The 24,731-nt window shown below is 35.8% G+C and carries 20 protein-coding genes and 1 other annotated feature; of the genes, 18 read left to right on the top strand and 2 right to left on the bottom strand.

The genetic code is table 11. The annotated features are described in order from the left end of the window. The first annotated feature begins 97 nt into the window (after window positions 1-97). From BCR23_RS03670 to BCR23_RS03625, 10 genes are all read left to right on the top strand, one after another. Window positions 98-715 (top strand): lysozyme family protein, encoded by a 618-nt coding sequence (locus tag BCR23_RS03670; RefSeq protein ID WP_069634151.1) that lies wholly within the window; start codon window positions 98-100, stop codon window positions 713-715. Between the two features lie 144 nt (window positions 716-859). Further along, a complete protein-coding gene (locus BCR23_RS03665) occupies window positions 860-3,196 on the top strand; it encodes a cation-translocating P-type ATPase (protein ID WP_069634150.1) in 2,337 nt (778 codons plus the stop codon). Window positions 3,197-3,446: 250 nt separating this feature from the next. Then, window positions 3,447-5,354: a DNA primase gene (gene dnaG, locus BCR23_RS03660; RefSeq protein WP_069634149.1), complete on the top strand. Its 1,908-nt coding sequence runs from the start codon at window positions 3,447-3,449 to the stop codon at window positions 5,352-5,354. A gap of 75 nt (window positions 5,355-5,429) precedes the next feature. Further along, a complete protein-coding gene (rpoD, locus tag BCR23_RS03655) occupies window positions 5,430-6,536 on the top strand; it encodes an RNA polymerase sigma factor RpoD (RefSeq protein ID WP_069634148.1) in 1,107 nt (368 codons plus the stop codon). A gap of 159 nt (window positions 6,537-6,695) precedes the next feature. Next, window positions 6,696-8,705, top strand: a complete 2,010-nt coding sequence (locus BCR23_RS03650; protein ID WP_069634147.1) for a cell division site-positioning protein MapZ family protein — start codon at window positions 6,696-6,698, stop codon at window positions 8,703-8,705. Window positions 8,706-8,940: 235 nt separating this feature from the next. Beyond that, window positions 8,941-9,645 (top strand): AzlC family ABC transporter permease, encoded by a 705-nt coding sequence (locus BCR23_RS03645; RefSeq protein ID WP_069634173.1) that lies wholly within the window; start codon window positions 8,941-8,943, stop codon window positions 9,643-9,645. After that, window positions 9,638-9,958 (top strand): AzlD domain-containing protein, encoded by a 321-nt coding sequence (locus BCR23_RS03640; RefSeq protein ID WP_069634146.1) that lies wholly within the window; start codon window positions 9,638-9,640, stop codon window positions 9,956-9,958. Before BCR23_RS03645 ends, BCR23_RS03640 begins: the two co-directional genes overlap by 8 nt. Before the next feature lie 25 nt (window positions 9,959-9,983). Then, window positions 9,984-10,853: a CvfB family protein gene (locus tag BCR23_RS03635; protein ID WP_069634145.1), complete on the top strand. Its 870-nt coding sequence runs from the start codon at window positions 9,984-9,986 to the stop codon at window positions 10,851-10,853. Window positions 10,854-10,976: 123 nt separating this feature from the next. Continuing rightward, window positions 10,977-11,444, top strand: a complete 468-nt coding sequence (gene fur / locus BCR23_RS03630) for a ferric iron uptake transcriptional regulator (protein ID WP_069634144.1) — start codon at window positions 10,977-10,979, stop codon at window positions 11,442-11,444. Window positions 11,445-11,576: 132 nt separating this feature from the next. After that, window positions 11,577-11,819 (top strand) — a binding site (T-box leader). A gap of 64 nt (window positions 11,820-11,883) precedes the next feature. After that, entirely contained in the window at window positions 11,884-12,912 is a 1,029-nt protein-coding gene (locus BCR23_RS03625; RefSeq protein WP_069634143.1) for a 3-deoxy-7-phosphoheptulonate synthase, read from the top strand. Between the two features lie 131 nt (window positions 12,913-13,043). Here BCR23_RS03625 and gap read toward each other — a convergent pair whose 3' ends face one another. Next, window positions 13,044-14,054 (bottom strand): type I glyceraldehyde-3-phosphate dehydrogenase, encoded by a 1,011-nt coding sequence (gene gap, locus BCR23_RS03620; RefSeq protein ID WP_069634142.1) that lies wholly within the window; start codon window positions 14,052-14,054, stop codon window positions 13,044-13,046. Window positions 14,055-14,699: 645 nt separating this feature from the next. On the opposite strand from gap, the gene obgE reads away from it, so the two are divergent. Then, complete coding sequence (obgE, locus tag BCR23_RS03615; protein WP_069634141.1) at window positions 14,700-16,013, top strand: GTPase ObgE; 1,314 nt, start codon at window positions 14,700-14,702, stop codon at window positions 16,011-16,013. Window positions 16,014-16,134: 121 nt separating this feature from the next. Here the strand turns inward: obgE and BCR23_RS03610 are convergent, their stop codons facing one another. Continuing rightward, complete coding sequence (locus BCR23_RS03610) at window positions 16,135-16,572, bottom strand: Lrp/AsnC family transcriptional regulator (RefSeq protein WP_069634140.1); 438 nt, start codon at window positions 16,570-16,572, stop codon at window positions 16,135-16,137. Between the two features lie 334 nt (window positions 16,573-16,906). On the opposite strand from BCR23_RS03610, the gene BCR23_RS03605 reads away from it, so the two are divergent. From BCR23_RS03605 to BCR23_RS03575, 7 genes are all read left to right on the top strand, one after another. Beyond that, on the top strand, window positions 16,907-18,094 hold the full coding sequence (locus BCR23_RS03605) for an MFS transporter (RefSeq protein ID WP_069634139.1): 1,188 nt from the start codon (window positions 16,907-16,909) through the stop codon (window positions 18,092-18,094). 80 nt (window positions 18,095-18,174) lie between these two features. Further along, window positions 18,175-19,446 carry a kynureninase gene (kynU, locus tag BCR23_RS03600; RefSeq protein ID WP_069634138.1) on the top strand — a complete coding sequence of 424 codons (1,272 nt, stop codon included), beginning with the start codon at window positions 18,175-18,177 and terminating at the stop codon, window positions 19,444-19,446. A 23-nt stretch (window positions 19,447-19,469) separates the two neighbouring features. Next, window positions 19,470-20,582: an alanine dehydrogenase gene (gene ald, locus BCR23_RS03595; RefSeq protein ID WP_069634137.1), complete on the top strand. Its 1,113-nt coding sequence runs from the start codon at window positions 19,470-19,472 to the stop codon at window positions 20,580-20,582. Between the two features lie 128 nt (window positions 20,583-20,710). Beyond that, complete coding sequence (locus tag BCR23_RS03590; RefSeq protein ID WP_069634136.1) at window positions 20,711-21,430, top strand: polyphosphate polymerase domain-containing protein; 720 nt, start codon at window positions 20,711-20,713, stop codon at window positions 21,428-21,430. 65 nt (window positions 21,431-21,495) lie between these two features. Beyond that, a complete protein-coding gene (locus tag BCR23_RS03585; protein WP_069634135.1) occupies window positions 21,496-22,173 on the top strand; it encodes a DUF4956 domain-containing protein in 678 nt (225 codons plus the stop codon). Window positions 22,174-22,183: 10 nt separating this feature from the next. Then, window positions 22,184-24,061, top strand: coding sequence for a carbohydrate-binding domain-containing protein (locus tag BCR23_RS03580; protein ID WP_069634134.1), 1,878 nt, complete (start codon window positions 22,184-22,186; stop codon window positions 24,059-24,061). Between the two features lie 68 nt (window positions 24,062-24,129). Beyond that, on the top strand, window positions 24,130-24,702 hold the full coding sequence (locus BCR23_RS03575; protein WP_069634133.1) for a DUF1269 domain-containing protein: 573 nt from the start codon (window positions 24,130-24,132) through the stop codon (window positions 24,700-24,702). The last annotated feature ends 29 nt before the right edge of the window (window positions 24,703-24,731 follow it).

The following is a 24,731-nucleotide window of genomic DNA, read 5'->3' as shown; positions in this document are numbered from 1 at the left end:
TTTTTATTAAAGAATAATAAAGAATCGTCTTTTTTTTAGATTTTTTTTGAATAATAACGTATTATAAAAGCTACCTAAAAAAAGTTTGGATGATAAGATGAGCAAAGTAAAGAAAATCATTAAAAGAATACTATTACTGCTTTTGCTGATGTTGGTTATCAGTATAGGATATTTTGGATTTAAGATCCGCCAGAATGTTCAGCAAGTGGTAACTTATGAATCGGAAGTAGAACGAGCGGTAAAAGAAAACAACATCCCTGAATATAAAAATTTAGTTTTAGCTATTATTTATACTGAGTCAAAAGGTAAGTCAGATGATTTGATGCAAAGTAGCGAAAGCGCTTATGGCGAACGGCAATTAATTGGCAGTACTAAGGAAAGTATTGATACAGGTGTCGCTTTCTTAGCGCAATCTATCGAAAAAGCAAATGAAGCAGGCTGTGATATTTGGACAGCAGTGCAGGCCTATAATTTCGGGTTAGATTATATTGGATTTGTAAAAGAACGTGGTGGAAAAAATTCTGTTGCCCTTGCAGAAGAATACTCAAGAGAGATTTTATCTCCTTTGTTAGGGAATACAGAGGAAAAAACGTATCGTTATTATCGTCCTCAAGCGCTTGTATATAATGGCGGCTTTCTTTATAGTAACGGAGGCAACATGTTTTACGCAGATATCGTTAAGATGAATCAGCAATTTATTAAGTGGTTAAAATAATTTTAATAGTAAAAATACAGATCCTTAGGAATTATCGTTTATTAAAAACTACGAATTCTTAAGGATTTTCTTGATGTTCTTTCTATTTACAAGTAAACTAAAGAAGATGTGTTTTTAACAATGAGAAAGTAGGGAATCAAATCCATGGAAAATAAGTTCGACATGAAGCAAGGCTTGACTCAAATAGAGGTGGAGGAACGAAAAAAGCAAGGACTGCAAAATGATTACGAAGAGAATGTCGCTAAATCAACAAAAGATATTATTTACGATAATGTAATGACACTGTTTAACTTTTTAAACTTTGCAATTGCAATTTGTTTATTTTTTGTAGGTGCATACTCCAATTTGGCGTTTTTAGCTATCATATTGGTGAATATGGGCATGGGAATCTACCAAGAAATCCATGCAAGAAATTTAGTGCAAAAATTATCAATTGTAGCTAAAGAGAGTGTCCATGTCATTCGTGAAGGCAAAGAGGTGGAAATCGACACAAAAGAATTAGTGGTCGATGACATCGTTTTGATCTCTGCTGGGGAACAAGTCCCATCTGATATGGAAGTTATAGAAGGTAAATCAGAAGCGAATGAAGCGTTATTGACAGGTGAATCTGATTTAATTGAGAAAACGGAAGGAGACGTTCTGTTATCTGGAAGTTTTCTTGCGAGTGGTCAAGTGTATGCAAGAGTTATTCATGTTGGAGCTGATAACTACGCTGTTAAAATTACAGCAGAAGCAAAAGTGCACAAACCAATTCAATCTGAATTAGTTAATTCGATTCGAAAAGTGTCTAAGTTTACGAGTTTAGTGATCATCCCTATAGGGATCATTTTATTCCTAGAAGGATTTATGATTCGAGATTCTGGAATGAAAGCTTCAGTAGTTGCTTCTGCAGCAGCTTTGCTTGGAATGCTGCCGAAGGGTTTGGTTCTCTTAATCAGTATTGCACTAACAACAGGTGTTGTGAAATTAGCTAAAAAACGTATTCTTGTTCAAGATATGTATTCAATTGAAACCTTAGCCCATGTAGATACTCTTTGTTTAGATAAGACTGGAACCATTACTGAAGGTAAAATGAAAGTTCAAAAAGTAAAAGTTATGCATGCAAATTATCACGAAAATTTCCCACAAATTATTGGAAGTTACTTGGCAGAGAGTACAGACAATAACATTACAATGCAAGCCATTCGTGATCACTTTGACTTATCTAATCGCTACGGTGCGATTAAAACCCTGCCATTTTCATCTGAGCGAAAATGGGGAGCAGTTGAATTTAAAGAATTAGGAACAGTTTATCTTGGTGCTCCTGAAAAATTAGTAACAGCGGATCAATTACCAAATGAAGTAGTAGAAGCACAAGAGAATGGGTATCGTGTATTGATGTTGGCTATTGCAGAAAACACACCATTGGATGAAAAATCTATGCCTCACTTAGAACCATTGGCTGTTTTAGAAATCGATGATCCAATTCGTCAAAATGCGAATGAAACTTTAGCGTATTTGCGTGAAGAAGGTATCGACTTAAAAGTTATTTCTGGTGATAACCCTGTGACAGTTTCTAATATTGCTCGCCGTGCCGGTTTATTTGGGTATGAATCGTACATTGATTTATCAACGATGGAAACAGAAGAAGAGGTTCGTCAAGCTGTTCATGAATATACTGTTTTTGGTCGTGTAACACCGCAACAAAAAAGAACCATCGTTAGAGAACTGAAAGACAATGATCATGTAGTTGCCATGACAGGTGATGGTGTGAATGATGTTTTAGCTTTAAGAGAAGCAGATTGCAGTATCGCTATGGCAGAAGGTGATGGGGCAACTAGACAAATTTCTAATTTAGTTTTGTTGGATTCCGATTTCACGACCTTGCCGGATGTCTTATTTGAAGGTAGACGTGTTGTTAATAATGTAACGAAAGTGGCAAGTATCTTCTTTATTAAAACAATTTATTCATTTATCTTGTCGATGATTTGTGTGTTTACCACAGTAGCATTTCCATTTATACCTATTCAAATCACATTGATCGATTTGGCTATTGAAGGGTACCCAGCATTTTTCTTATCCTTTGAAGGTGACAAGAGAAGAGTTAACGGGAAATTTTTACCCACTGCTTTAAAAAATGCTTCTGTCAATGCTGTGTTGGTGGTAGCGAACGTTGTTGCTGTTTATTTGATAGGGGCAAATCAGGCTTTCACTCAAATAGAAACAACGACATTGATGTATTATCTATTGATTGGCATTAGCTGTATGGCTGTTATCAGGGCTTGTTTACCATTTAACCCTTTGCGGATTTTCTTAGCAATCACAACTGTGGGCGGTATCTACGTAGCAGCGATGCTTTTCCATAGCATCTTAGAAGTCGGCTTTTTAAATGGTCAAACATTACCGATTTTTGCAGTGATGATGCTTATTAATATCATTGTACGAATCATAATTGGTCTTTTCCAAATGAAAAGAGCAGGGAAAACAATTAAAGATTTATAAAAAAATTATAGCTACTATTTGTTCTTATTTTAAGAATCTGAAGTATAACATTGAAAGTTATACCTCAGATTCTTTTTTTATAGGTGAGAATAATGAAAATAAAGATTCAATGTACTTGTAAATTATGTGTATTATGATACAATGAAACATGTGTAATTGTGTCTTTTTAAAATCGCGCTGGAAGTTTCAGTGCTTTTTTACTGACTGATCACGTGAATTAGCTTTTAGCTATTTATTGGAGGTGAGAACAGTGGCACAAAGAATTCCTCAAGAGGTTATCGAGGAAGTAAGGCAACGTACGAATATTGTTGATGTGGTTGGACAATACGTTCAATTGAAAAAATCCGGCAAGAATTATATGGGTTTATGTCCATTTCACGAAGAACGTTCCCCTTCATTTTCAGTAGCAGAAGATAAACAAATTTTTCATTGTTTTGGCTGCGGAAAAGGCGGAACTGTTTTTAATTTTCTGCAGGAAATAGAAGGGATTAATTTCCCGGAATCAGTACGAAGAGTCGCTGAATTGGAGCAAATCCCAGTAAACATCGACTGGACTAACGCAACAGATTCTGACTCTAAAGAAAACCTACAAAATCGCAAATTGATTGAACTGCATAAAAAAGCTGCGGATTTGTACCATCATGTTTTGATGAATACACAAATCGGCGAGCCAGCTTTGAATTATTTACTGGATCGCGGATTAACAAAAGAATTGATTGAAACTTTCAAAATTGGATTCGCTCCTCAGAAACGGGATTTCTTAAGTCAAGTATTTCAAAATGAAGAAGTAGCTGAGAATCTGTCTAAAGAATCTGGGTTATTTATTCAAAGAGACAATGGCGAGTTTCTGGATCGTTTTTATCAGCGGGTTATGTTCCCGATTAATGATGATCGTGGAAATGTGATTGCATTTTCAGGACGATTACTTAAAACAGAACACTTTTCAGGGGACGATATGCCTAAGTATTTAAATAGTCCGGAAACCGTGCTGTTTAATAAAAGAGATACTTTATTTAATTTTGATAAAGCCCGTAAAGAAATCCGTAAAGAAAATACTGTATTTTTATTTGAAGGATTTATGGATGTAATCGCTGCTTGGCAAGCGGGAATTACAAGCGGTGTTGCATCAATGGGAACTAGCTTGACCAATGAGCAAATTCGCAAGCTTGAACGAGTAGCAAAGGAGCTTGTCGTTTGTTATGATGGCGATACAGCGGGCGTTGAAGCAACTAATCGTGCAATCTCGTTGCTAAGCGAACACAGTCGTTTTCAATTGAGTGTTGTGAGCATTCCAGAGAAGTTAGATCCAGATGAATACTTACGGAAATATGGGGATGCGTCATTTCGTGAGTTAGCACTACATGGTCGAGAGACAGTGTTTAGTTTTAAAATGCAATATCATCGTTTGACTAGAAATATGAATAATGAAAAAGAGCAGTTAGACTATGTGAATGACTTACTGCAGGAACTGATCTTGGTACAGTCACCGCTAGAACGTGATCGCTATTTGAATCAATTAGCTCAAGAATTTCAGTTATCTTTTCATTCTTTAGAGGAGCAATTAAAACAACTTGAAACACAGCAGCGCTCAACTAAAAGAAGAGAACGGCAACAGCAAATTGCACCTCCGCCTCAAGATTTTGAGATGGAAGGCATGTTGGAGCCGCCTGAGATGTTTGAAGAAGTTGCTACTCCAACTGTGCAAAATAAGTTGCCTTTAACACAAGTTGAAAAAGCAGAGCGTACGTTATTGTACCGTTTAATGAATGAACAAAGTGTTCGAAATCAAATGATTCAACTTCCTGATTTCAATTTTGCCCATGATCATTATCAAGAACTCTACTTGTTGTTAGATAGTTACATGAGTATTCATGATGAGTTTCTTCTTGCTGACTTTTTGGATTATTTAAAAGAAGAAGCAATTAAGAAATTAGCAATAGATATTTCTTTACAAACTATTTCAGATGAGAGTTCTGAACGAGAGATAGCTGATGTTTTGAAAGTAATTGCAAATTCCAGTTTAGAAGAGTTGATTACTGAAAAGCAGCAGCAAAAGAAAGAAGCAGAACGACTTGGCAACAAACAATTAGTAGACGAGTTAGCCATTGAAGTTATCAGCTTAGTAAAACAATTGCAAAAAAGTCGTACAGCGTCTTAATTAATTTTTTTAGACAACGTACTTGACTATGATTTATACATTTGCCGAATGGAAAAATGAAGGGGGCCTTCTTTCATGGAAAAAGAAACAGAAAAAAAATATTCAGCTGCATTGGCAGCCTTTATCAAAGAAAACAAGCCTAAAGGTAGTGTTTTTTATGATGATTTAACGAACAAATTAGCAACACCATTTACATTGAATGCAGACGAAATGGAAAAACTGATCCAAAAAGTTGAGGATGCTGGTATTAGTGTTGTTGACGAGAATGGGGATCCGAGTGAACATAGTCTTAAAAAAGATGTAAAAGTAGCTGAAAAAGCCCAAATGGAAGATTTATCTGCCCCGACTGGTGTTAAAATCAATGATCCTGTTCGTATGTATTTAAAAGAAATCGGACGTGTTCAATTATTAACTGCAGCAGAAGAAGTGGAGTTAGCTTTAAAAATCGAAGAAGGCGACCAAGAAGCAAAACAACGTTTAGCTGAAGCAAACTTGCGTTTAGTAGTATCAATTGCTAAGCGTTACGTAGGACGTGGTATGCAATTTCTTGATTTGATTCAAGAAGGAAATATGGGTTTAATGAAAGCTGTTGAAAAATTTGATTACCGTAAAGGGTTTAAATTTTCAACATATGCTACGTGGTGGATTCGTCAAGCAATTACTCGTGCGATCGCTGACCAAGCTAGAACTATTCGTATTCCTGTGCATATGGTGGAAACCATCAATAAATTAATTCGTATCCAACGTCAATTACTACAAGATTTAGGTCGGGAACCAACACCAGAAGAAATTGGTGCAGAAATGGACTTGCCGACTGAAAAAGTACGTGAAATTTTAAAAATCGCTCAAGAGCCTGTGTCTTTAGAAACACCTATTGGTGAAGAAGACGATTCTCATCTTGGGGATTTCATCGAAGATCAAGATGCTACAAGTCCTGCTGAGCATGCAGCCTATGAATTATTAAAAGAACAACTAGAAGATGTATTAGATACTTTGACTGACCGTGAAGAAAATGTTTTACGTTTACGTTTTGGTTTAGATGATGGACGTACAAGAACATTGGAAGAAGTTGGAAAAGTATTTGGTGTAACACGTGAACGGATTCGTCAGATCGAAGCCAAAGCTTTACGTAAATTACGCCATCCTTCTCGATCTAAACAATTAAAAGATTTTCTAGAATAAGACGTTTTTCTTTAAAATTTGAACAGCTCTTTTCGATTTTTTCGAAAAGGGCTATTTTTAAACAATCGTAATAAAAAAGTTAGATACTACATATTGGAAGAAACACGATTTTATGGTAGATTAGATTTACATGAATGTGTAGAATGTGAGGCGGAATGAATGACGAATCAATGTCCGAATTGCGGAACTGAAATAGACAGCCAAGACGAAGTATGTCCAAAGTGTGGTTTTTCTTTTGAAAATCAACAAGATAATGAGGAAACTTCAGCTAAAACAACGATTGAGAATGACAAAAATAACGAAAAAGAAAAAAGTTCTTCTGATTTTTTAAATAAAGATCAAAATGAAAATATCGAATGGTCTGAATTAAAAGATATGAGTATTGGTCATGTGATGACCATGTTCAATGAGCAACAACCAGAAGAAAAAAACAACGAACAAACTGAAAATAATAAAAAAGAACAAGTTGAAACAGAAGTAACGCCAACGGAATCACCAGATAACGTTGAAAAAGAGTCTGTTTCTCTTGATAAAGAAACAGACAAATTAGCAGATACTGCAGCATTAAATCAATATATCAATGAACATAAAAATGACAAACCAGAAACCATTGAGAAAACTCCTTCAGAAACTAAGACAGATATACAGCAAGAAACACCTAAAGAAACTGATGTACTGTCAGAAGTAAATCATCAAGTAACAACTTCTGCTGAACAATCAGAATCATACGACAAAGGACTAGATAAAGTGAATCCAAAGGAGCCTGAAAATAAAACAACGGAATCTGAAAAAAAAGATTCTGAGCAAATGAAAAAAAATATGCCAAAAGAAGAAATCACAAAATTTACAAAACCAGATGACCAGATTGAAGAAACCAAAACTTTTGGTCCGAAAGCTTTGCCTAGCAGCACTACAGAGATTCCGTCAAAAAGTAAAAAACCAGAAGAGATTGAGATGGATGCTGCGCCTATTTTCTTTAAAGATCCAGCAGATGAAGGGAAAAAGACGAATAATCAATTTGAAAAACCAACAGATAAGATTGTCGTTAAACATGAATCTCAAAAACAATCAACCAATAAAGATTATAAGAAGATGTCCATCGCTTTAGCTGCAGTTGTTATACTCGCTGGAGGATCTTGGTTCGCGTATAGTCAGACACAAAAAAATTCTAAAACTGAAGAACAAGTTGCACAAAAGCAAGATAAGTTAGCAACTCAAACTGAAAAAGAATTAAATAGTTACTTTACAGATGATAAGCAACTATTTCTCAAACCAGAAATGGTTGGTGTTAGCACAAAGACGATTAAAGAAAACTTAGATACGTTGAAAAATGATTCAAACTACAAAAATCTAGATGCTGTGTATAAAAAAGTCATGGACAAACAAGCAGCTATTACAAAAATAAATGAATTATTTGCTGAGCCAATTATTGATGGAAGCAAATTAAAAGATGTAGCAATCAAAGTTGATAAAAAAGTTGAGTTAACAAAACGGGCTGAAAAAGATGACTTTGATAAACTAATCAATCAAGCAGTTGAACAAGCAACGGGACAATATGATCAATTGCAAAAAGCCAAAGCAGCAGTGGATGTGTTTTATAAAAACAATGTCTTAACGGATGCATTAACAAGAGAAACCTATGTTGCAGCAAAAACAGAAGTCGATAAAGTGAAAAGCGAAGGATTGCGTAAACCGTTGAATGATGTATTGGTAAAAGCGGATAAATCATTGACAGACACAGAAAATGCAGTGGCACAACCGTCTGCCGCAAACCAAACATCTGCACAAACAACGACCAATGATACAGTGTCTGATTACCAAGGAAATAATACTCAAACTTCCAATGGTAGCCAACCGGACTCTAGTACGTTTTCGGCGCCAAATGCTCAAGGTATATATACTGATCCCGTTTACTCAGTGAATCCAAGTGATGTTAGTGACATGAGCAATCCTGCTTGGAGTTGGGCACCTGGTGTTCAAGAAAAAGTTATTGCAACTTCCATTCAACGTGGGTACATTACAGCTGGAGCATACTCGTTACAACCAGCTAGAATCATTAATGGGGAAGGTTATTACAATTTGTACGGAGCAGACAATCAGTATTTAGTTACCATCAATGCAAAAACTGGTTGGTTTAAAGGGAATGCTTCCAGAAATGCAGGAAGATAACTTAAAAGCTAAAACAAAATTGGGATAGAGTGTTTATTTTTAAAGTAGTTACTTCAAATTCGATTGTTTATTTGGATTCCATGAGACTGGGATATGACTCGTAGAGTTATATCCCAGTCTGGTTTGTTAATCAGAGAATGGGGAAATCGTATTTTAAAAGTAACTGTTGGTTAGACTGTTGGTAATTAAAGATGGCTTAAAAGCCACGTTGTATCTTAAGGAGAACTATATGGGTATGGAAAAAAAAGAGTATGTAACATTTAAAGAAGGTGTGAATGCCTGTATACCAACAATTTTAGGTTACCTTGGGATAGGTATTGCTGCTGGAGTCGTTGGTAAAAATGTGGGTTTGTCAATTTTAGAAATTGCATTGATGTCGATTTTAGTTTATGCTGGCGGGGCACAATTTATTATTTGTGGGATGCTTGCGATTCAGTCGCCGATCTCAGCTATTGTTTTTACAACATTTTTAGTTAATTTGAGACACTTTCTAATGAGTATGTCAGTGGCACCACATTTCAAAAAGGAGCCGTTGATTACAAATATTGGTATTGGCACATTATTGACGGACGAATCTTATGGTGTGTTGATGACAGCTTTAAATAATGATCACCGTGTCAGTTCAGCTTGGACACATGGGTTGAATATCACGGCGTATTTAACATGGATCGTTTCTACTGTCATTGGAGGGTTATTAGGAACATGGATTCCAGATCCTTATCTATTAGGACTAGATTTTGCCTTAGTGGCTATGTTTGCAGGTTTATTTGTTCTCCAAGTGGAAAACCCTATTAAAAAACGCACGAAACAAACATTGATTGTTTTGGGAACCGTTTGTGTATCTTTATATTTCTTTATGGGCTTTTTTTCATCGGAACTTTCTGTTTTATTTTCTACACTTTTAGGTTGCGCAGTTGGGATGGTGAATCACCATGAGTAACAATTATGTTTTACTAACTATTTTAGGATGTTCATTAGTCACTTGGATTCCAAGGATTTTTCCATTTCTGATCTCAAAAAAAGTCGATTTTCCAAAATGGTTTCTTCGTTTTTTATCTTATATTCCAATTTGCATCTTGACGGCACTCTTATTTCAGAGTATTTTAGAAGTTCAGGCGACAGGCTTTCCTAAAGTAAAAACGTTAGAAGCGATAAGTTGTATACCTACTTTACTTGTTGCTATTCGTACAAAAGATTTAATGAAAACTGTTTTGGTAGGGATGATCACTATCGCCCTATTACGTATTTTTTAGGCTAAGCGCCAGAAGGAGAAAAAAGATGAATGAACTGTTAGCACAAGTATTTACAGCATTAGTTATAGATGAAAATGAGAATTACTACTTTTTACAAAAAAATGGAATTACCTTGAGATTATCTAAAGAAGAAGGTCAACATGAAATTGGTGAAGCTGTAGAAGGCTTTGGGTATATAAATCAAAAACAAGAACCAGAAATGACTACGAATATTCCTACAGCACGATTGGAGCAATATGCCTTTGGAACTGTTACTGGAACTAGGAGAGATTTAGGGGCATTTGTAGACATCGGTCTAAAAGATAAGGATGTTGTTGTTTCTTTAGATGAACTGCCTGTGATGCGTGAATTATGGCCGAAAAAAGGAGATCAGTTGATGGTTTCTTTAAAGGTGGATAATAAAGAACGAATCTGGGGTCAATTAGCAGATGAAAAAATCTTTAAGGCCATGGCTAAACAAGGAACGGAAGAGCTAAAAAATGAAAATATCAGTGGTGTTGTTTACCGATTGAAAATGGTTGGATCGTTTGTTTTAACAGATGATTTTTGTATCGGCTTTATTCATCCGTCAGAACGTTACCAAGAACCTCGTTTAGGTGAAAGAGTCAATGGTCGTGTAATCGGCGTTAGACCTGACGGCGTTTTGAATCTTTCATTGAAACCTCGTGGGTATGAGGTGATTAGTGATGATGCTGCTATGATATTAACATTCTTGGAGCGCTCTGCTGAGCACAAGATTCCATTTACTGACAAATCTAATCCAGAGGAAATCAAACAAACTTTCGGCATCAGTAAAGCACAGTTTAAACGAGCAATTGGTAATTTACTGAAACAAGGAAAAATTTCTCAAGAAGAGGGTTTCACGATATTAAAAGAAGAGCCGAAAGAAAAATAATTGTTTTTTCATTCTAATTGAGAATGACTTGCAAATGTTGTGGAGTTATTTTATACTTATTATAATTTGTTACTAGGAATTATAGTTTTAGATTAAAATCATTCTAAACAAGGAGCTGCGTTTATGGATTCTACTGCTGCTTTAAAGAAAACGAAACAACAATTGCATGAATCTGGTTTCAAGCTGACTCCTCAACGAGAAGCAACCGTTTTGGTGTTACTAGAAAATGAGAAAGACCATCTATCAGCGGAAGAAATCTATTTTTTAGTCAAACGGAAAAGTCCAGAGATCGGTCTAGCAACAGTTTATCGTACATTAGAAATATTAACTGACTTAAAAGTCGTCGACAAAGTAAGTTTTAATGATGGATTAGCTCGTTATGACTTGCGTAAAGAAGGAGCTAAGCACTTTCACCATCATCTTTTATGTTTGGAATGTGGAAACATCGAAGAAGTGGAAGAAGATCTGTTGGGAGAAGTAGAACAAGTGATTGAACAACGTTATCGTTTTATGGTAAAAGATCACAGACTAACTTTTCATGGCATCTGCGAAGAATGTCAACAAAAAAAGAAAAATCAGCCAACCGAGTAGGCTGAAGCAAAATAGTCAATTTCTAAGTAAATAGGGTTTGACTCAAAGGCGTATGTCCCCATCACCTTATATTTTATTGATTAAAATGATTGACATCGCTTGAAGAATCTCTTACAATGACTTCAATAAACAATAAAAGTTTTGATAAGAACTAGTAGGATATTACAGGTGTACAGAAAGCAGCCGGTTGTTGAGAGGCGCATAAACCTAATGTATCTGAATTCCTCTTTGAACTTCACACCGAATATAGTAGGCTGTGACGGTCGAGTGCACCCGTTATTGTGCCAAGGTATAATTTTGTACCTGTCAAGTCAATGAGTGTGAGCTGATTGTAAACAAAGGTGGTAACACGAGTCTTTAAACCTCGTCCTTTTCAGAAATGAAAAGGGCGGGTTTTTTTATTGTTTGTTCATCAGAAAGAATGAAGGGAAGTTATCGTATGAGTTTTAAACCATTAAGTCAACCAATTAATTTCGAACAAATCAAATCATTATCTAAACTAACAACACAGCAAGAACAGAAAAAAGTGATTCGTGATCAAGAACTGAAAGATATCATTGAAGGGAAAAATGATAAAGTACTATTAGTGATTGGCCCCTGTTCTGCACATAATGAAGAAGCTGTGATGGAGTATGTAGTTCGTTTGGCAAAATTACAAGAAAAAGTACAGGACAAAGTGTTTATGGTTCCTCGTGTTTACACGAATAAACCAAGAACCAACGGTGACGGATACAAAGGTTTGTTACATCAACAAAATCCCGAAGGGGAAAGTAATTTAATCAAAGGAATTGCTGCTGTTCGTAGTTTACACAATCGTGTAATTAGTGAAACTGGTTTAACAACAGCGGACGAAATGCTTTATCCAGAAAATCTTGAATTTGTGCAAGATTTAGTCAGCTACATTGCTGTTGGCGCTCGTTCTGTCGAAGATCAACAGCATCGTTTTGTTGCTAGCGGAATCGACCAGCCAACTGGTATGAAGAACCCAACTAGTGGTAATCTCAAGGTTTTATTTAATTCTTTGTATGCAGCACAACAAAAACAAGAATTTATTTTCAATGGACTTGAGGTGGAATCTAGTTCAAATCCTTTAGCACACGTTGTTTTAAGAGGTGGGCTAAAGGAATATGGTGAGAATATCCCGAATTACCACTACGAGGACCTATTAAAAGTAGTCAATCTATATAAAGCTGGCAATTACAAAAATCCTTTTATCATGATTGATACAAATCATGATAATTCAGGGAAACAATACAAAGAGCAAATCAGAATCGTCAAAGAGACGTTGATCAATCGCTCATGGAATGACGATATGAAACAATGGGTTCGAGGATTTATGATTGAAAGTTTCCTTGAAAGTGGTCGTCAAGAAGCAGACGGAAAAATATTTGGACAATCAATTACTGATCCATGTTTAGGTTGGGATGAAACTGAACGATTAGTTGAACACATCGCTGAACATGTTTAATTTTTTTAGTTAAATCAATACAAGAATAGAAGATAAAACGAGCGTCCCGCGAATTAAAGTAGCAATTCAGGGACGCCCGTTTATTTAGTAAAAAGGGTTATGCACATGTATATTTATTTATAGTTTAATTCCTATAAATTTGCGAATTTTTCCAATAAACGGATCATTTGGCAAGTAAATCCATACTCATTATCGTACCAAGCAACAGTTTTCACTAATTGAAAATCACCAGAAGAGGTTACTTCTGTTTGAGTTGGATCAAAAATCGATCCTTCAGTCGTTCCAATGACGTCACCTGAAACAATTTCACGATCATCATAGCCAAAAGAAGGGTTATCAATCGTATGTTTTTTGATAGCTTCATTCACTTGGTCAGCCGTTACTTTTGTTTTTAAAATAGAAACTAGTTCAGTCAATGAACCATCAACAACTGGCACACGTTGAGCATGACCTTGCAGTTTTCCATTCAATTCTGGAATAACTAAACCAATTGCTTTTGCTGCACCTGTTGAATGGGGGATAGTATTGTCAGCAGCAGAACGAGCAGCTCTCAAGTTACCGCTTCTATCAGGACCATCTAGTAACATTTGAGTTGAGGTGTAGGCATGAACCGTTGTCATTGTACCAACTTCAATGCCAAATTCATTGTTTAAAAAATAAGCCATCGGTGCTAAGCAGTTAGTAGTACATGAGCCTGCTGAGATAATTGTATCATCAGCAGTTAAAGTGTCATCATTAACGTTATAAACGATCGTTTTCATATCACCAGCAGGAGCTGAAATCACAACACGTTTAGCACCTGCCTCTATATGGGCTTTAGCTTTAGCTTCTGATGTATAAAAACCAGTACATTCTAAAACGATATCGACACCATTTTCTTCGACCCATTTTAATTTACTTGCGTCAGCTTCTGCATAAACTTTTGTTCTTTGACCATCAACTACAATTGCATCATCAGTCGCTGTTACTTTACCAGGATACGTTCCATGAGTAGAGTCAAATTGCAGCAACTGTGCTAACATCGTTGGGCTAGTCAAATCATTGATTGCTACAACTTCAATATCATCGGAAACTTCTTTGATGCGGCGGAATGCTAAACGACCAATACGTCCAAATCCATTAATACCTACTTTTACTGTCATACTAAATTTCCTCCTTTGATAATTAAGAGCAAGTGATACTCTATACGTTATTTTATGAACGAACCTATAGAGCTTGACAACGTTTAAAGAAATAATGCAGTCTAACCGCTAAGTTAAAAAAACGATACATACGATATGCTTATAGCATGAACGCATTTAAAGTATTTGTCAAAAATCTTGTCTTTTATTTTAGGTGGTTGATGTAAACTAGATGTTTACAATAGCTTTGTGATAGTAGCTTTTTTAAGTTCATTAAAACAGATTAATTTTTCATCATTAGTAGAATAGTTAGAAAAAATAAATCTACGTTTTTTTCACAAATCGTTAGCTTTAGGACTGTGAATCAACGAAGAAATGCATTTTTTATCTACTATTGATATAAATATATCTGTACTAACCGTTACAATGAAGATAACTCAAGAGCAGGCAATGGTTGAAGCTGCAATCTCCACATCAATTGTTGCTTCAAATTCTAGCTCATAAAAGCGAATTTGGCTAGACAAATCTCAGTTTAACCTTTACAATAAGAAAGGCTTTAAAACAACTTTTATCATTTACAAAAGAATAAACGGTGAGACGCAAGTAGTCCTTTTTAAAAAGGCTGAATAACTTGTGTCCCAACCTTTTTAGATAGGAGGACAAAATATGTCCATGTTTTTAGATCAGGTAACAATTGATGTCAAAGCCGGTAAAGGTGGCGACGGAATGGTGGCCTTTCGTAGAGAAAAATATGTGCCGGACGGCGGGCCTGCTGGTGGAGATGGCGGTCAAGGAGGAGATGTGATCCTTGTCGTAGAAGAGGGATTACGTACACTGATGGATTTTCGTTTCAATCGTCATTTTAAAGCACAACCAGGTGAAAATGGAATGAGCAAAGGAATGCACGGGCGTGGCTCTGAAAATACATTTGTTAAAGTTCCACCAGGCACAACGGTTCGTGATGCTGAGACAGGTACATTAATTGGAGATTTAATCGAAAATGGTCAAACACTGACTGTAGCTAAAGGCGGACGTGGCGGACGTGGGAATATTCGTTTTGCATCAGCTAAAAATCCAGCTCCGGAAATTGCCGAGAATGGTGAACCAGGTCAAGAAAGAAAAATCGAATTAGAACTGAAAGTCTTGGCCGATGTTGGCTTAGTGGGATTCCCATCTGTAGGGAAATCTACATTACTGTCTGTTATTTCATCTGCTAGACCTAAAATAGGTGCCTATCACTTTACAACATTGGTGCCAAATCTTGGTATGGTTTCAACAAGTGATGGCCGTAGTTTCGCTGCAGCTGACTTACCAGGTTTGATTGAAGGCGCATCTCAAGGTGTTGGTCTTGGGACTCAGTTTTTACGTCATATTGAACGAACAAGAGTTATTTTGCATGTGATAGACATGAGCGGAATGGAAGGGCGCGATCCTTACGAAGATTATTTAGCAATCAACAAAGAATTAGCATCTCATAATCTACGCTTGATGGAACGTCCGCAAATTATTGTAGCAAATAAAATGGATATGCCTGAATCAGAAGAAAATTTGAAGAAATTCAGAGAACAACTTGAAAAAGAACGCACAGATGAATATGCAGATCATCTACCTATTTTCCCGATCTCTGGAGTTTCACGTAAAGGAATTGAGCCATTACTTAACGCAACTGCTGATTTGTTAGATGTGACGCCGGAGTTTCCGTTATATGAAGAAGAAATTGTGGAAGATACTGTTCATTACGGTTTCCAACCAGAAGGCCCAGAATTTACGATTGATCGCGATTCAGATGCTACTTGGATTTTATCTGGAGAATCATTAGAAAAACTATTCCAGATGACCAACTTTGAACATGATGAAAGTGTGATGCGCTTTGCACGTCAATTACGTGGCATGGGTATTGATGAAGCATTACGTGCTCGTGGTGCTAAAGATGGGGATATTGTTCGAATTGGTGAATATGAATTTGAATTTGTAGATTAACACAATAGATAGGAGAAGAGAGCTGATAATATTATGGCTCTTTTTTTTACGGAGGATCTAAGTGAATATATTCACAATATGAAGCTGAAAGTAACTATTATAGGCTAAGTAAATTATTTGGTCAGTCCATATCTAAATAGAGTCGGTTTTCTAGTGCTGATTCTAAAACAATCGAACTTTTAACATTAGCAAATTTCATCCAATTAGCAAGTAAATCTCTCATTTCAGTTGTATTAGCGACAGTTGCTTTCACCAAATAATTCACATCACCACTAACAATATGAATTTCATTTACATAAGGACTGTCTTTTAATAATTTTAAGGTTTTTTCAACAGAAATTGTTACTTGACTTAATTCAGTGAAGAAGGTTATTGATTGTTTGACTTGTTCCAATGAAACTTGAATTGTAAAATTTGTGATGATTCCTTGCTCAACTAGCTTATTGATACGCTCCTTAACACTAGGACGACTTAAATTAATTTTTTGAGACAATTCCACAATCGAAATTCGTGAATTTTCATGGAGAATTTTCAAAAGTTTACGGTCAGTTTTATCCAATGGTATACCTCCTTTAGATGCTGTTATGCTAAATCAGTATATTAATTATAGAGGAAAAGTGCCCATTTTTCTATAGTAGCTTTAGAGTTATCGAACATTTTTGAACTTTATAGCAAAAAAATAGCAGTTATGAAGGATTTTATTTCATACTGTAAAAATAATTGGCATACATTTTCTAATATGAAAAGAAAACGTTTACATTTTATTCATATTTCTATATACAACAACTCATAAAATTCGTTATGATTATCTTATCTTAAGAGCTGGTAAAGGTTTACTAGTAAATCTATTGTTTCTTCAAACTAAAAAGACGGACCAAAAAGGAGTATTCTTTATGGTGAGAAACAGGTGGTTAAAATTTTTGTTATTGTACGCAGGTGGAGTAATTGTTTCCTTGAGTCAATTGAAACTGGTACCGATTCAAAGTGAATTAGGTCAAGATTTAGGTGTAAGTCTGTCAATGGTTTCATGGTTGATGTCAATTTTTACAGTTTCTGGTATTTTTCTAGCAATTCCTGGCGGTGCCTTAGTTACACGTTTTGGTGCAAAAAAATTGTTAGTAGGTTTAATGGGGTGTTTGGCAATTGGAAATATTATGGGCGCTTTTTCGAATGCTTTTTGGCTGTTATTACTATCAAGAGCGATTGAAGGTATCTCATTTTCAATGATTATCATGGTAGGAATTGTTTTAATCAATTTTTGGTTCAAAGATGGAGAAAGTGGCATTGCAACAGGTCTTTGGGGAACCTTTTCTGCATTAGGTTCAATGTTAGCAATGAATTTGTTTAAACCTTTATCCCAAATCTATGGACTCCGCTCGCTCTGGTGGATTATTGCAGGCTTATCTGTTCTCTCTTTATGTTTGTATCTTATTTTGTTAGATGAGCCAGAAAAAACGCCCATTTCCGACCAAAAAAAAGAACAGGATTCAATTAAAAGAGCGATAGAAAATAGATCAATTTGGTTGTTAGCATTTGCTCAAGGCTGTATGGCCTTCATATTGTTTGCGTTTATCAATCTTTATCCGCTGATTTATACCCAAAATTACGGATTATCAGAACCTTTAGCAAATAGTTATGCCGGCTATTTTGGTTTGTTCGGTATTCCATTTGGTGCATTGGCTGGCTTTTTGATTGATCGGACGAAGAAAGGACGAGGCATTATTGTTTGTTCTTTTATACTGATGTTGATAGCAACGTTTTGGATGGCACATTTGTCAAGCAGTTTCACATTTATTGCACAGCTCTTTACACTTTCGGCTGGCGCTAGCTTGTCTTCTTCATGTGTGATGATATTAGCCCCGAAAATTGTGAAACAAGAGCGATTGATTGGTGTAAGTATTTCGTTTATTAACTTATTTTATTATATCGGAATTTTCATTGGTACCCCTATAGTAACGAAAGTTAGTGAGGTGAGTGGGTCGTGGACAGTGGCTATCTATTTGCTTGTTGGTGTAGGGTTTATGGCACTCTTAGCAGTTTTTGGATTCGCAAAATTCAACAGAAGTAATAGGTTATCATAATTAGTTTGTTCTGATGAGAGGTATTTTTCTTGTATAAGAATAGCTTCTTTTAAATAAAAAAACTTGGAAGGTGACAGATAATGGAAAGAATATTTCAAACAGATAGTGCATTTGCAAAAGAAATGGATCGTAAAGACCCGCTTAAAAACGTTAGAGATCGATTTTATGTTCAACCGGGAGAAATCTACATGGACGGTAATTCACTAGGTTTAGCGTCTAAAGATGCCGAAAAAGCATTGCTTAATATGCTAGATATTTGGAAAAAAGAAGGAATTAAATTATGGGATGCTTTGTTTCATTACGCTGGTAAACTAGGTGAGATGTCAGCACCTTTGATTAATGCTTATCCAGATGAAATAGTAATTACAGGAAGTACAACAACCAATATCCATCAATGTATTAGTACATTATATAAACCAACAAAAGATCGATACAAAATTTTAGTTGATGATTTAAATTTTCCAACAGATCGTTATGCAATAGATAGTCAAGTTCGATTACGTGGTTATGATCCAAGTGAGGCGGTAAAAGTGGTAAAAAGTTCGGACGGACGTCTCATTGATGAATCCGCAGTTATTGAAGCGATGACTGAGGACGTAGCAATCATTCTTTTACCAACTGTTTTATACCGTAGTTCTCAAGTATTGGATATGAAACGTGTGACAGAAGCAGCACACCAAAGAGGTATCCTAATAGGTTGGGATTTGTGCCACGCAATTGGCGCAGTACCTATGGATTTTAAGGATGTTGATCCTGATTTTGCAGTTTGGTGTACGTATAAATATTTATCTGCAGGCCCAGGATCTATTGCGGGACTTTATATGAATAGGAAACACTTTAAAGAAACACCAGGACTAGCAGGATGGTGGGGAAACAAAGACGATACCCAGTTCGAATTAAAACATGAATTTGAACATCAACACGATGCTAGTGGTTGGCAAATCGGCTCACCTAGCTTCTTAGCGATGGCTCCTTTAGAAGGAACATTAACTATTTTTAACGAAATAGGTATGGACAAGATTCGAGAGAAATCATTATCCATCACAGCATATTTAATGTATTTAATCGATGAAAAACTTGCGAAATATGGATACACTGTTGGAAATCCTCGCGAAGATAGTAAGCGAGGCGGTCACGTTTGTTTAGAACACGAAGAAGCTTATCGTATTTGCAAGGCGTTGAAAAAAAACAACATCATTCCAGACTTCAGAGAACCGAATGTTATCCGTTTGGCACCAATAGCTTTGTATAATACGTATGAAGAAGTTCATACATTGGTGGCAACCTTGGAAGACATTGCAATAAACAAAACATATGAAGAATTTAGTAATGAACGAACATTAGTTGTATAAAATAAATCAGTGAGGTGAAAATTATGCGTATTGGTATTCCGAAAGAAATAAAAAACAATGAGAATAGAATTGCAATTACTCCAGCTGGAGTCGTCAGCCTGATTAACAACGGACATGAAGTAGTTATTGAACATGAAGCGGGGATTGGATCTGGTTTCACAGATCAAGAATTCAAAGATGTGGGAGCAAAAATTGAAACTGACGTTGGAAAAGTTTGGCAATCTGATATGGTTATAAAAGTTAAAGAACCGTTAAAAGAAGAATTTCAATATTTTCATGATGATTTGATTTTATTTACCTACCTACATTTAGCACCAGAACCCGAACTAACGGATTCTTTGATGGAAAATAACGTAACAGCTGTTGCTTATGAGACAATGAGCTTAAACCATACGTTGCCATTGTTAACACCTATGAGTGAAGTCGCTGGGAGAATGTCCGTCCAAGTTGGCGCACAATTTTTGGAAAAACCTAAAGGTGGAGAGGGCATTCTACTATTTGGAGTTCCAGGTGTTGAACGTGGAAAAGTAGTGATCATTGGTGGTGGTGTAGCGGGAACAAATGCCGCAAAAATTGCTATAGGATTAGGAGCGAAGGTCACCATTTTGGATGTTAATCCCCATCGTTTAGCCGAATTAGATGATCTTTTTGGCAATAATGTCCAAACGCTGATTTCTAATGCCTACCATATCGAAAATAAAGTCAAAGAAGCCGATGTAGTAATTGGTGCTGTCTTGATTCCAGGAGCAAAAGCGCCTAAATTAGTGACCGAAGAAATGGTCAAACAAATGAAGCCAGGAGCAGTTATCGTTGATATTGCAATTGATCAAGGCGGGATTTTTGAAACTACTGACCAAATTACGACACACGATAATCCAACCTATGTAAAACATGGTGTTGTCCATTATGCTGTAGCTAATATGCCAGGAGCCGTTCCAAGAACTTCGACATTTGCTTTAACAAACGCAACGATACCATATGCTGTTATGATCGCAAATAAAGGAATCGTTCAAGCAGCGAAAGAAAATGAAACTGTTTCAACTGGAATCAATACGTATAAAAAACATTTAACAATGGAAGCTGTCGCAAAAGATCAGAATAAAGAATATACTCCTATAGGCGAGTTAATTAAATAAATAATGTATGAAACACCGTATCTCAAAGTGAACACACTGTTCAGAGATAAGGTGTTTTTTTCTCGTTATTTTTAAGCTTCATTTATGTTTCCCTTTATATAATGAACGAAGTTAAAGGAGGAAATAATATGGTTAAATTAAAAAATAGTTTTCAAAGGAAAGAAAAAAAATACGCACTAACGAATAAAATGTATCATCAATTAAGAGAAAAGTTACTTCCATATATGGGTGAAGATGATTATGGGTTGCATACAATTATTTCTCTTTATTTTGATACTGAGGATTACGAAATGATCCGCCATTCGATAGCCAAACCAGTGTACAAAGAAAAGTTTCGGATTAGAAGCTATGGTGTACCAACAGAAAATTCCGATGTTTTCCTGGAAATAAAAAAGAAAGTCAGTGGTGTAGTTTACAAAAGAAGGGTGTCTTTATCTTATCTGTCAGCCAAAAACTACATACGATATCCCCATTCGTTTAAATTGAAAGTAACTAAAGATAAGCAAATAAAAAACGAAATTGATTGGCTTGTGTCTAGAAGAGGTCTGGAACCTAAAGTGATGATTGCTTATGATCGACGAGCATTATTTAGTTTTGAAAATGAAGATTTCCGAATAACTTTTGATTTTAATATCCGTTATCGAAAAAAAGAACTAACGGATACCTTAGATGATAGAGGAGATCGAGTAGCGCCTGAAATCGATGTATTAATGGAAGTTAAAGCCTTGGGAGCATATCCGCTCTGGTTTTCAGAAATCTTAGCAGAACTCGGTATTTATCCAATATCTTTTTCAAAATATGCTCAAACCTATCAGCGTTACTTATGTGTATCTAGCTTTGCAAGCTAAACTTTAAAAATTAATTACTCTGGAACTTGCCACTTGTATTTTTAAATTTAAGGAGGATCTTCGTTATGTTATCTAGCTTATTAGTAGAAAGTTCAGTTGATTTGTCATTCAAACAACTATCATTTTGTATTGTCACATCTGTGTTATTAGGTCTTTTAGTATCTTCCGTTCATATGTATAGAAATGTTTATAGTAAAAATTTCGTCATTACTTTAGCTGTTTTGCCAGTTTTAGTTCAACTAGTCATTATGTTAGTGAATGGCAACTTAGGAACAGGAGTCGCTGTTTTAGGGGCATTTAGTTTAATTAGATTCCGATCTGTGGCAGGAGGGGCTAGAGAAATTACAAGTATTTTTTGGTCAATGGGAATTGGATTAGCAACTGGAATGGGGTATGTGAGTTACATTGCATTATTCTCTTTGATTATTGCTATTTTTCTATTAATTTTAAACACGATTCATTTTGGTGAAAAACAAAAAGTTGCTGAACGGGAAGTGAAGGTCACAATTCCAGAAGATTTAGATTACCCAGGAGTGTTCGACGATTTATTTTGCCAATATACCTACTCTGCTAGTTTAGATTCAGTGAAAACAACGACTATGGGTAGCCTTTATGAATTACGTTACCGTATTAAACTAAAAGATAGTCAACAAGAAAAAGAACTAATGGATGCTATGCGTGTAAGAAACGGAAACTTAACTATTGTTTTCGGAAAAGTTTCAACAAATAGAGATGAATTGTAGGTGGTTGATAGTGAAAAAAATGAAATTCGGTTTAACAATGGTAATGATTGTACTCATTCCATTAGTTGGGTGCAAAAAAGAAACATCCAACACTCTGAAAGCAACATCAGAAAGTACCGAACAAATTCTTGCTGTTAAAACAGCGAAAAAAACAGAAGAAAATAAATATGGTGACTATAACAACGATGATTTTGTTGAAACATACGATGAAACTACAGCAACTAAAATAACATTAAAAGATGCAGGCAGCACAATTGACGGATCAGGTGTATCTGAAAAAAACAATACGATTTCAATTACTGCAGGAGGCACATATATTTTAACTGGAAACTATAAAGGTCAGATCAAAATAAATGCAAATAATGAAACAGTTCATTTGGTATTAAAAGATGTGTCGATAAGTAATGATTCAGCTTCTGCTATATATGTTGAACAAGCAAAAAAAGTCATCACTACTTTAGCTGAGGGTTCAAAAAATAGTCTATCGGATGGCACCGATTATGTTTTTGCTTCCGCTGATCAAACTGAACCAGACGCTACATTTTTCAGTAAAGATGATTTAACAATTAATGGAACTGGCACGTTAGAAATTATTGGAAATTACAGCAACGGCATTCGCAGCAAAGATGATTTAATCATCACCAATGGAACGATTAATGTCACTGCCAAAAATAACGCACTGAAAGGAAAAGACTCAATATCAATTGCGGAGGGGATTTTTTCTTTAAAAACGGTCGAAGGAGATGGCATGCAAGCGAATAATAGCACAGATGTAAATAAAGGCTGGATTGCAATTGATGGCGGAACATTTACAATTCAATCAGGTAACGATGGCATTCAAGCTGAAACAAATCTATCTATTGCTAAAGCCGATATCAACATCCAAACGGCTAAAGGCTATGATGATCAATCAATTGATACGACTGCAAGTTATAAAGGTTTGAAAGCTTCTGGAAATATTATAATAGACGACGGATCGTTTGATTTAAACACGGCAGATGACAGCATTCATGCCAACGCAGCTGTTACGATTAATGATGGCACCTTTTCATTAGCGAGTGTAGATGATGGGATTCATGCTAATACAGATTTGCTGATCAATAAAGGAAAAATCAATGTCAATCACTCATATGAAGGGCTGGAAGGATCAACTGTTACAATTAATGATGGTGATATTTCAGTACAATCCACAGATGACGGGATTAATGCTGCTAATGGGAGTTCAGGAGAATCTGGTCAAGATGGACAATTTGGAGCAGATTCTTTTGGAGGACCTAACGAAGGCGGAAAACCCGGTGCTGGTGGTGACAGCACTAAATTTATAGAAATTCATGGCGGAACAGTATATGTCAATGCGGATGGTGACGGGATTGACAGTAATGGTGATGTCCGTATGACTGCGGGCACATTAATTGTAAATGGTCCTACTGACAATGGAAACGGTGCATTGGATTATGATGGTACTTTTTCAATGGAGGGTGGAGTGTTTGCGGCAAGTGGAAGTTCAGGTATGGCAATGAGTGTTAGCGATTCTTCTTCTCAACCAGCACTTAGTCTTTACTTTGATGAGTCAAATAAAGCAGGTACGCTTATCAATTTAAAAAATAGCTCTGGAAAAACAATCCTTTCATTTGCTCCTGCAAAAGAGTTTTCCCACGTAACAATTAGTTCTCCTGATTTAAAAGTCGGAGAGACCGTGACTTTATCTACTGGGGGTCAAGATACAGGTACTGAGAAAAACGGATTGTATAGCAATAGCAACTATTCTAAAGGAACCGAATTAGCAAAAATCACCATCGAGGATACGTTGACTTCAGTCGATCAATCAGGTGCAAAAGTTAACGGAAGTCAAATGGGTGGCGGTCCAGGCGGTCAACCACCTAGATAATTATTTTCATTGCTTTAATAACCAGTTTATTGTTAGAATAAGAATATCAAATAGAATGAGGTGGTTGTATGTCTAAACGAGTTATTATCATGCACTTCGAAGTAGAGAGCCAAGCATATCAAGCATTTTCAGAAATAAAAAAATTGTATATGGAGAGAAAAATAAAAGGGGAACAAATGGCTGTTGTCACTCATGAAAATGATGGTGTTCATCAGTTCAAAATTGATGATTTTCTTGATTTCACAGGTAATAACCATACATCTACAAACAGTATGATTGGAATGTTGATAGGTATTTTAGGTGGTCCATTAGGTATCTTGCTAGGTTGGTTTGCAGGTAGTTTATTTGGAGCTTCTCAAGATGCTAAAGAAATTCAAGGTGCCCAAACAGTCTTTGAACATGTAACTAAGCAAATCGGCGAAGGTGAGACTGGACTGATTTTAATTGCAGAAGAAGATGACAACCGTCCATTGAACCAATTGATTATGAATGAATTAGGCGGTGAAATCACACGTTTAGATTTTGACGATGTAGAAAAAGAAATCACCGATGCAAAAGATGTAGAAAAAGAAACAAAAGATTCAGCAGAGAAATCTTGGAGAAATAAAAAACAAGACCTAAATGAAAAAAATGAACATTAATTAGCAGCTATTGATAAAATGAATAGGTT

It is taken from the genome of Enterococcus quebecensis, from assembly GCF_001730365.1.
In the GTDB taxonomy this organism is placed as follows: domain Bacteria; phylum Bacillota; class Bacilli; order Lactobacillales; family Enterococcaceae; genus Enterococcus_L; species Enterococcus_L quebecensis.
The sequence above is the reverse complement of the archived record's forward strand: the minus strand, read 5'-3'. Positions and strand labels throughout refer to the sequence as shown.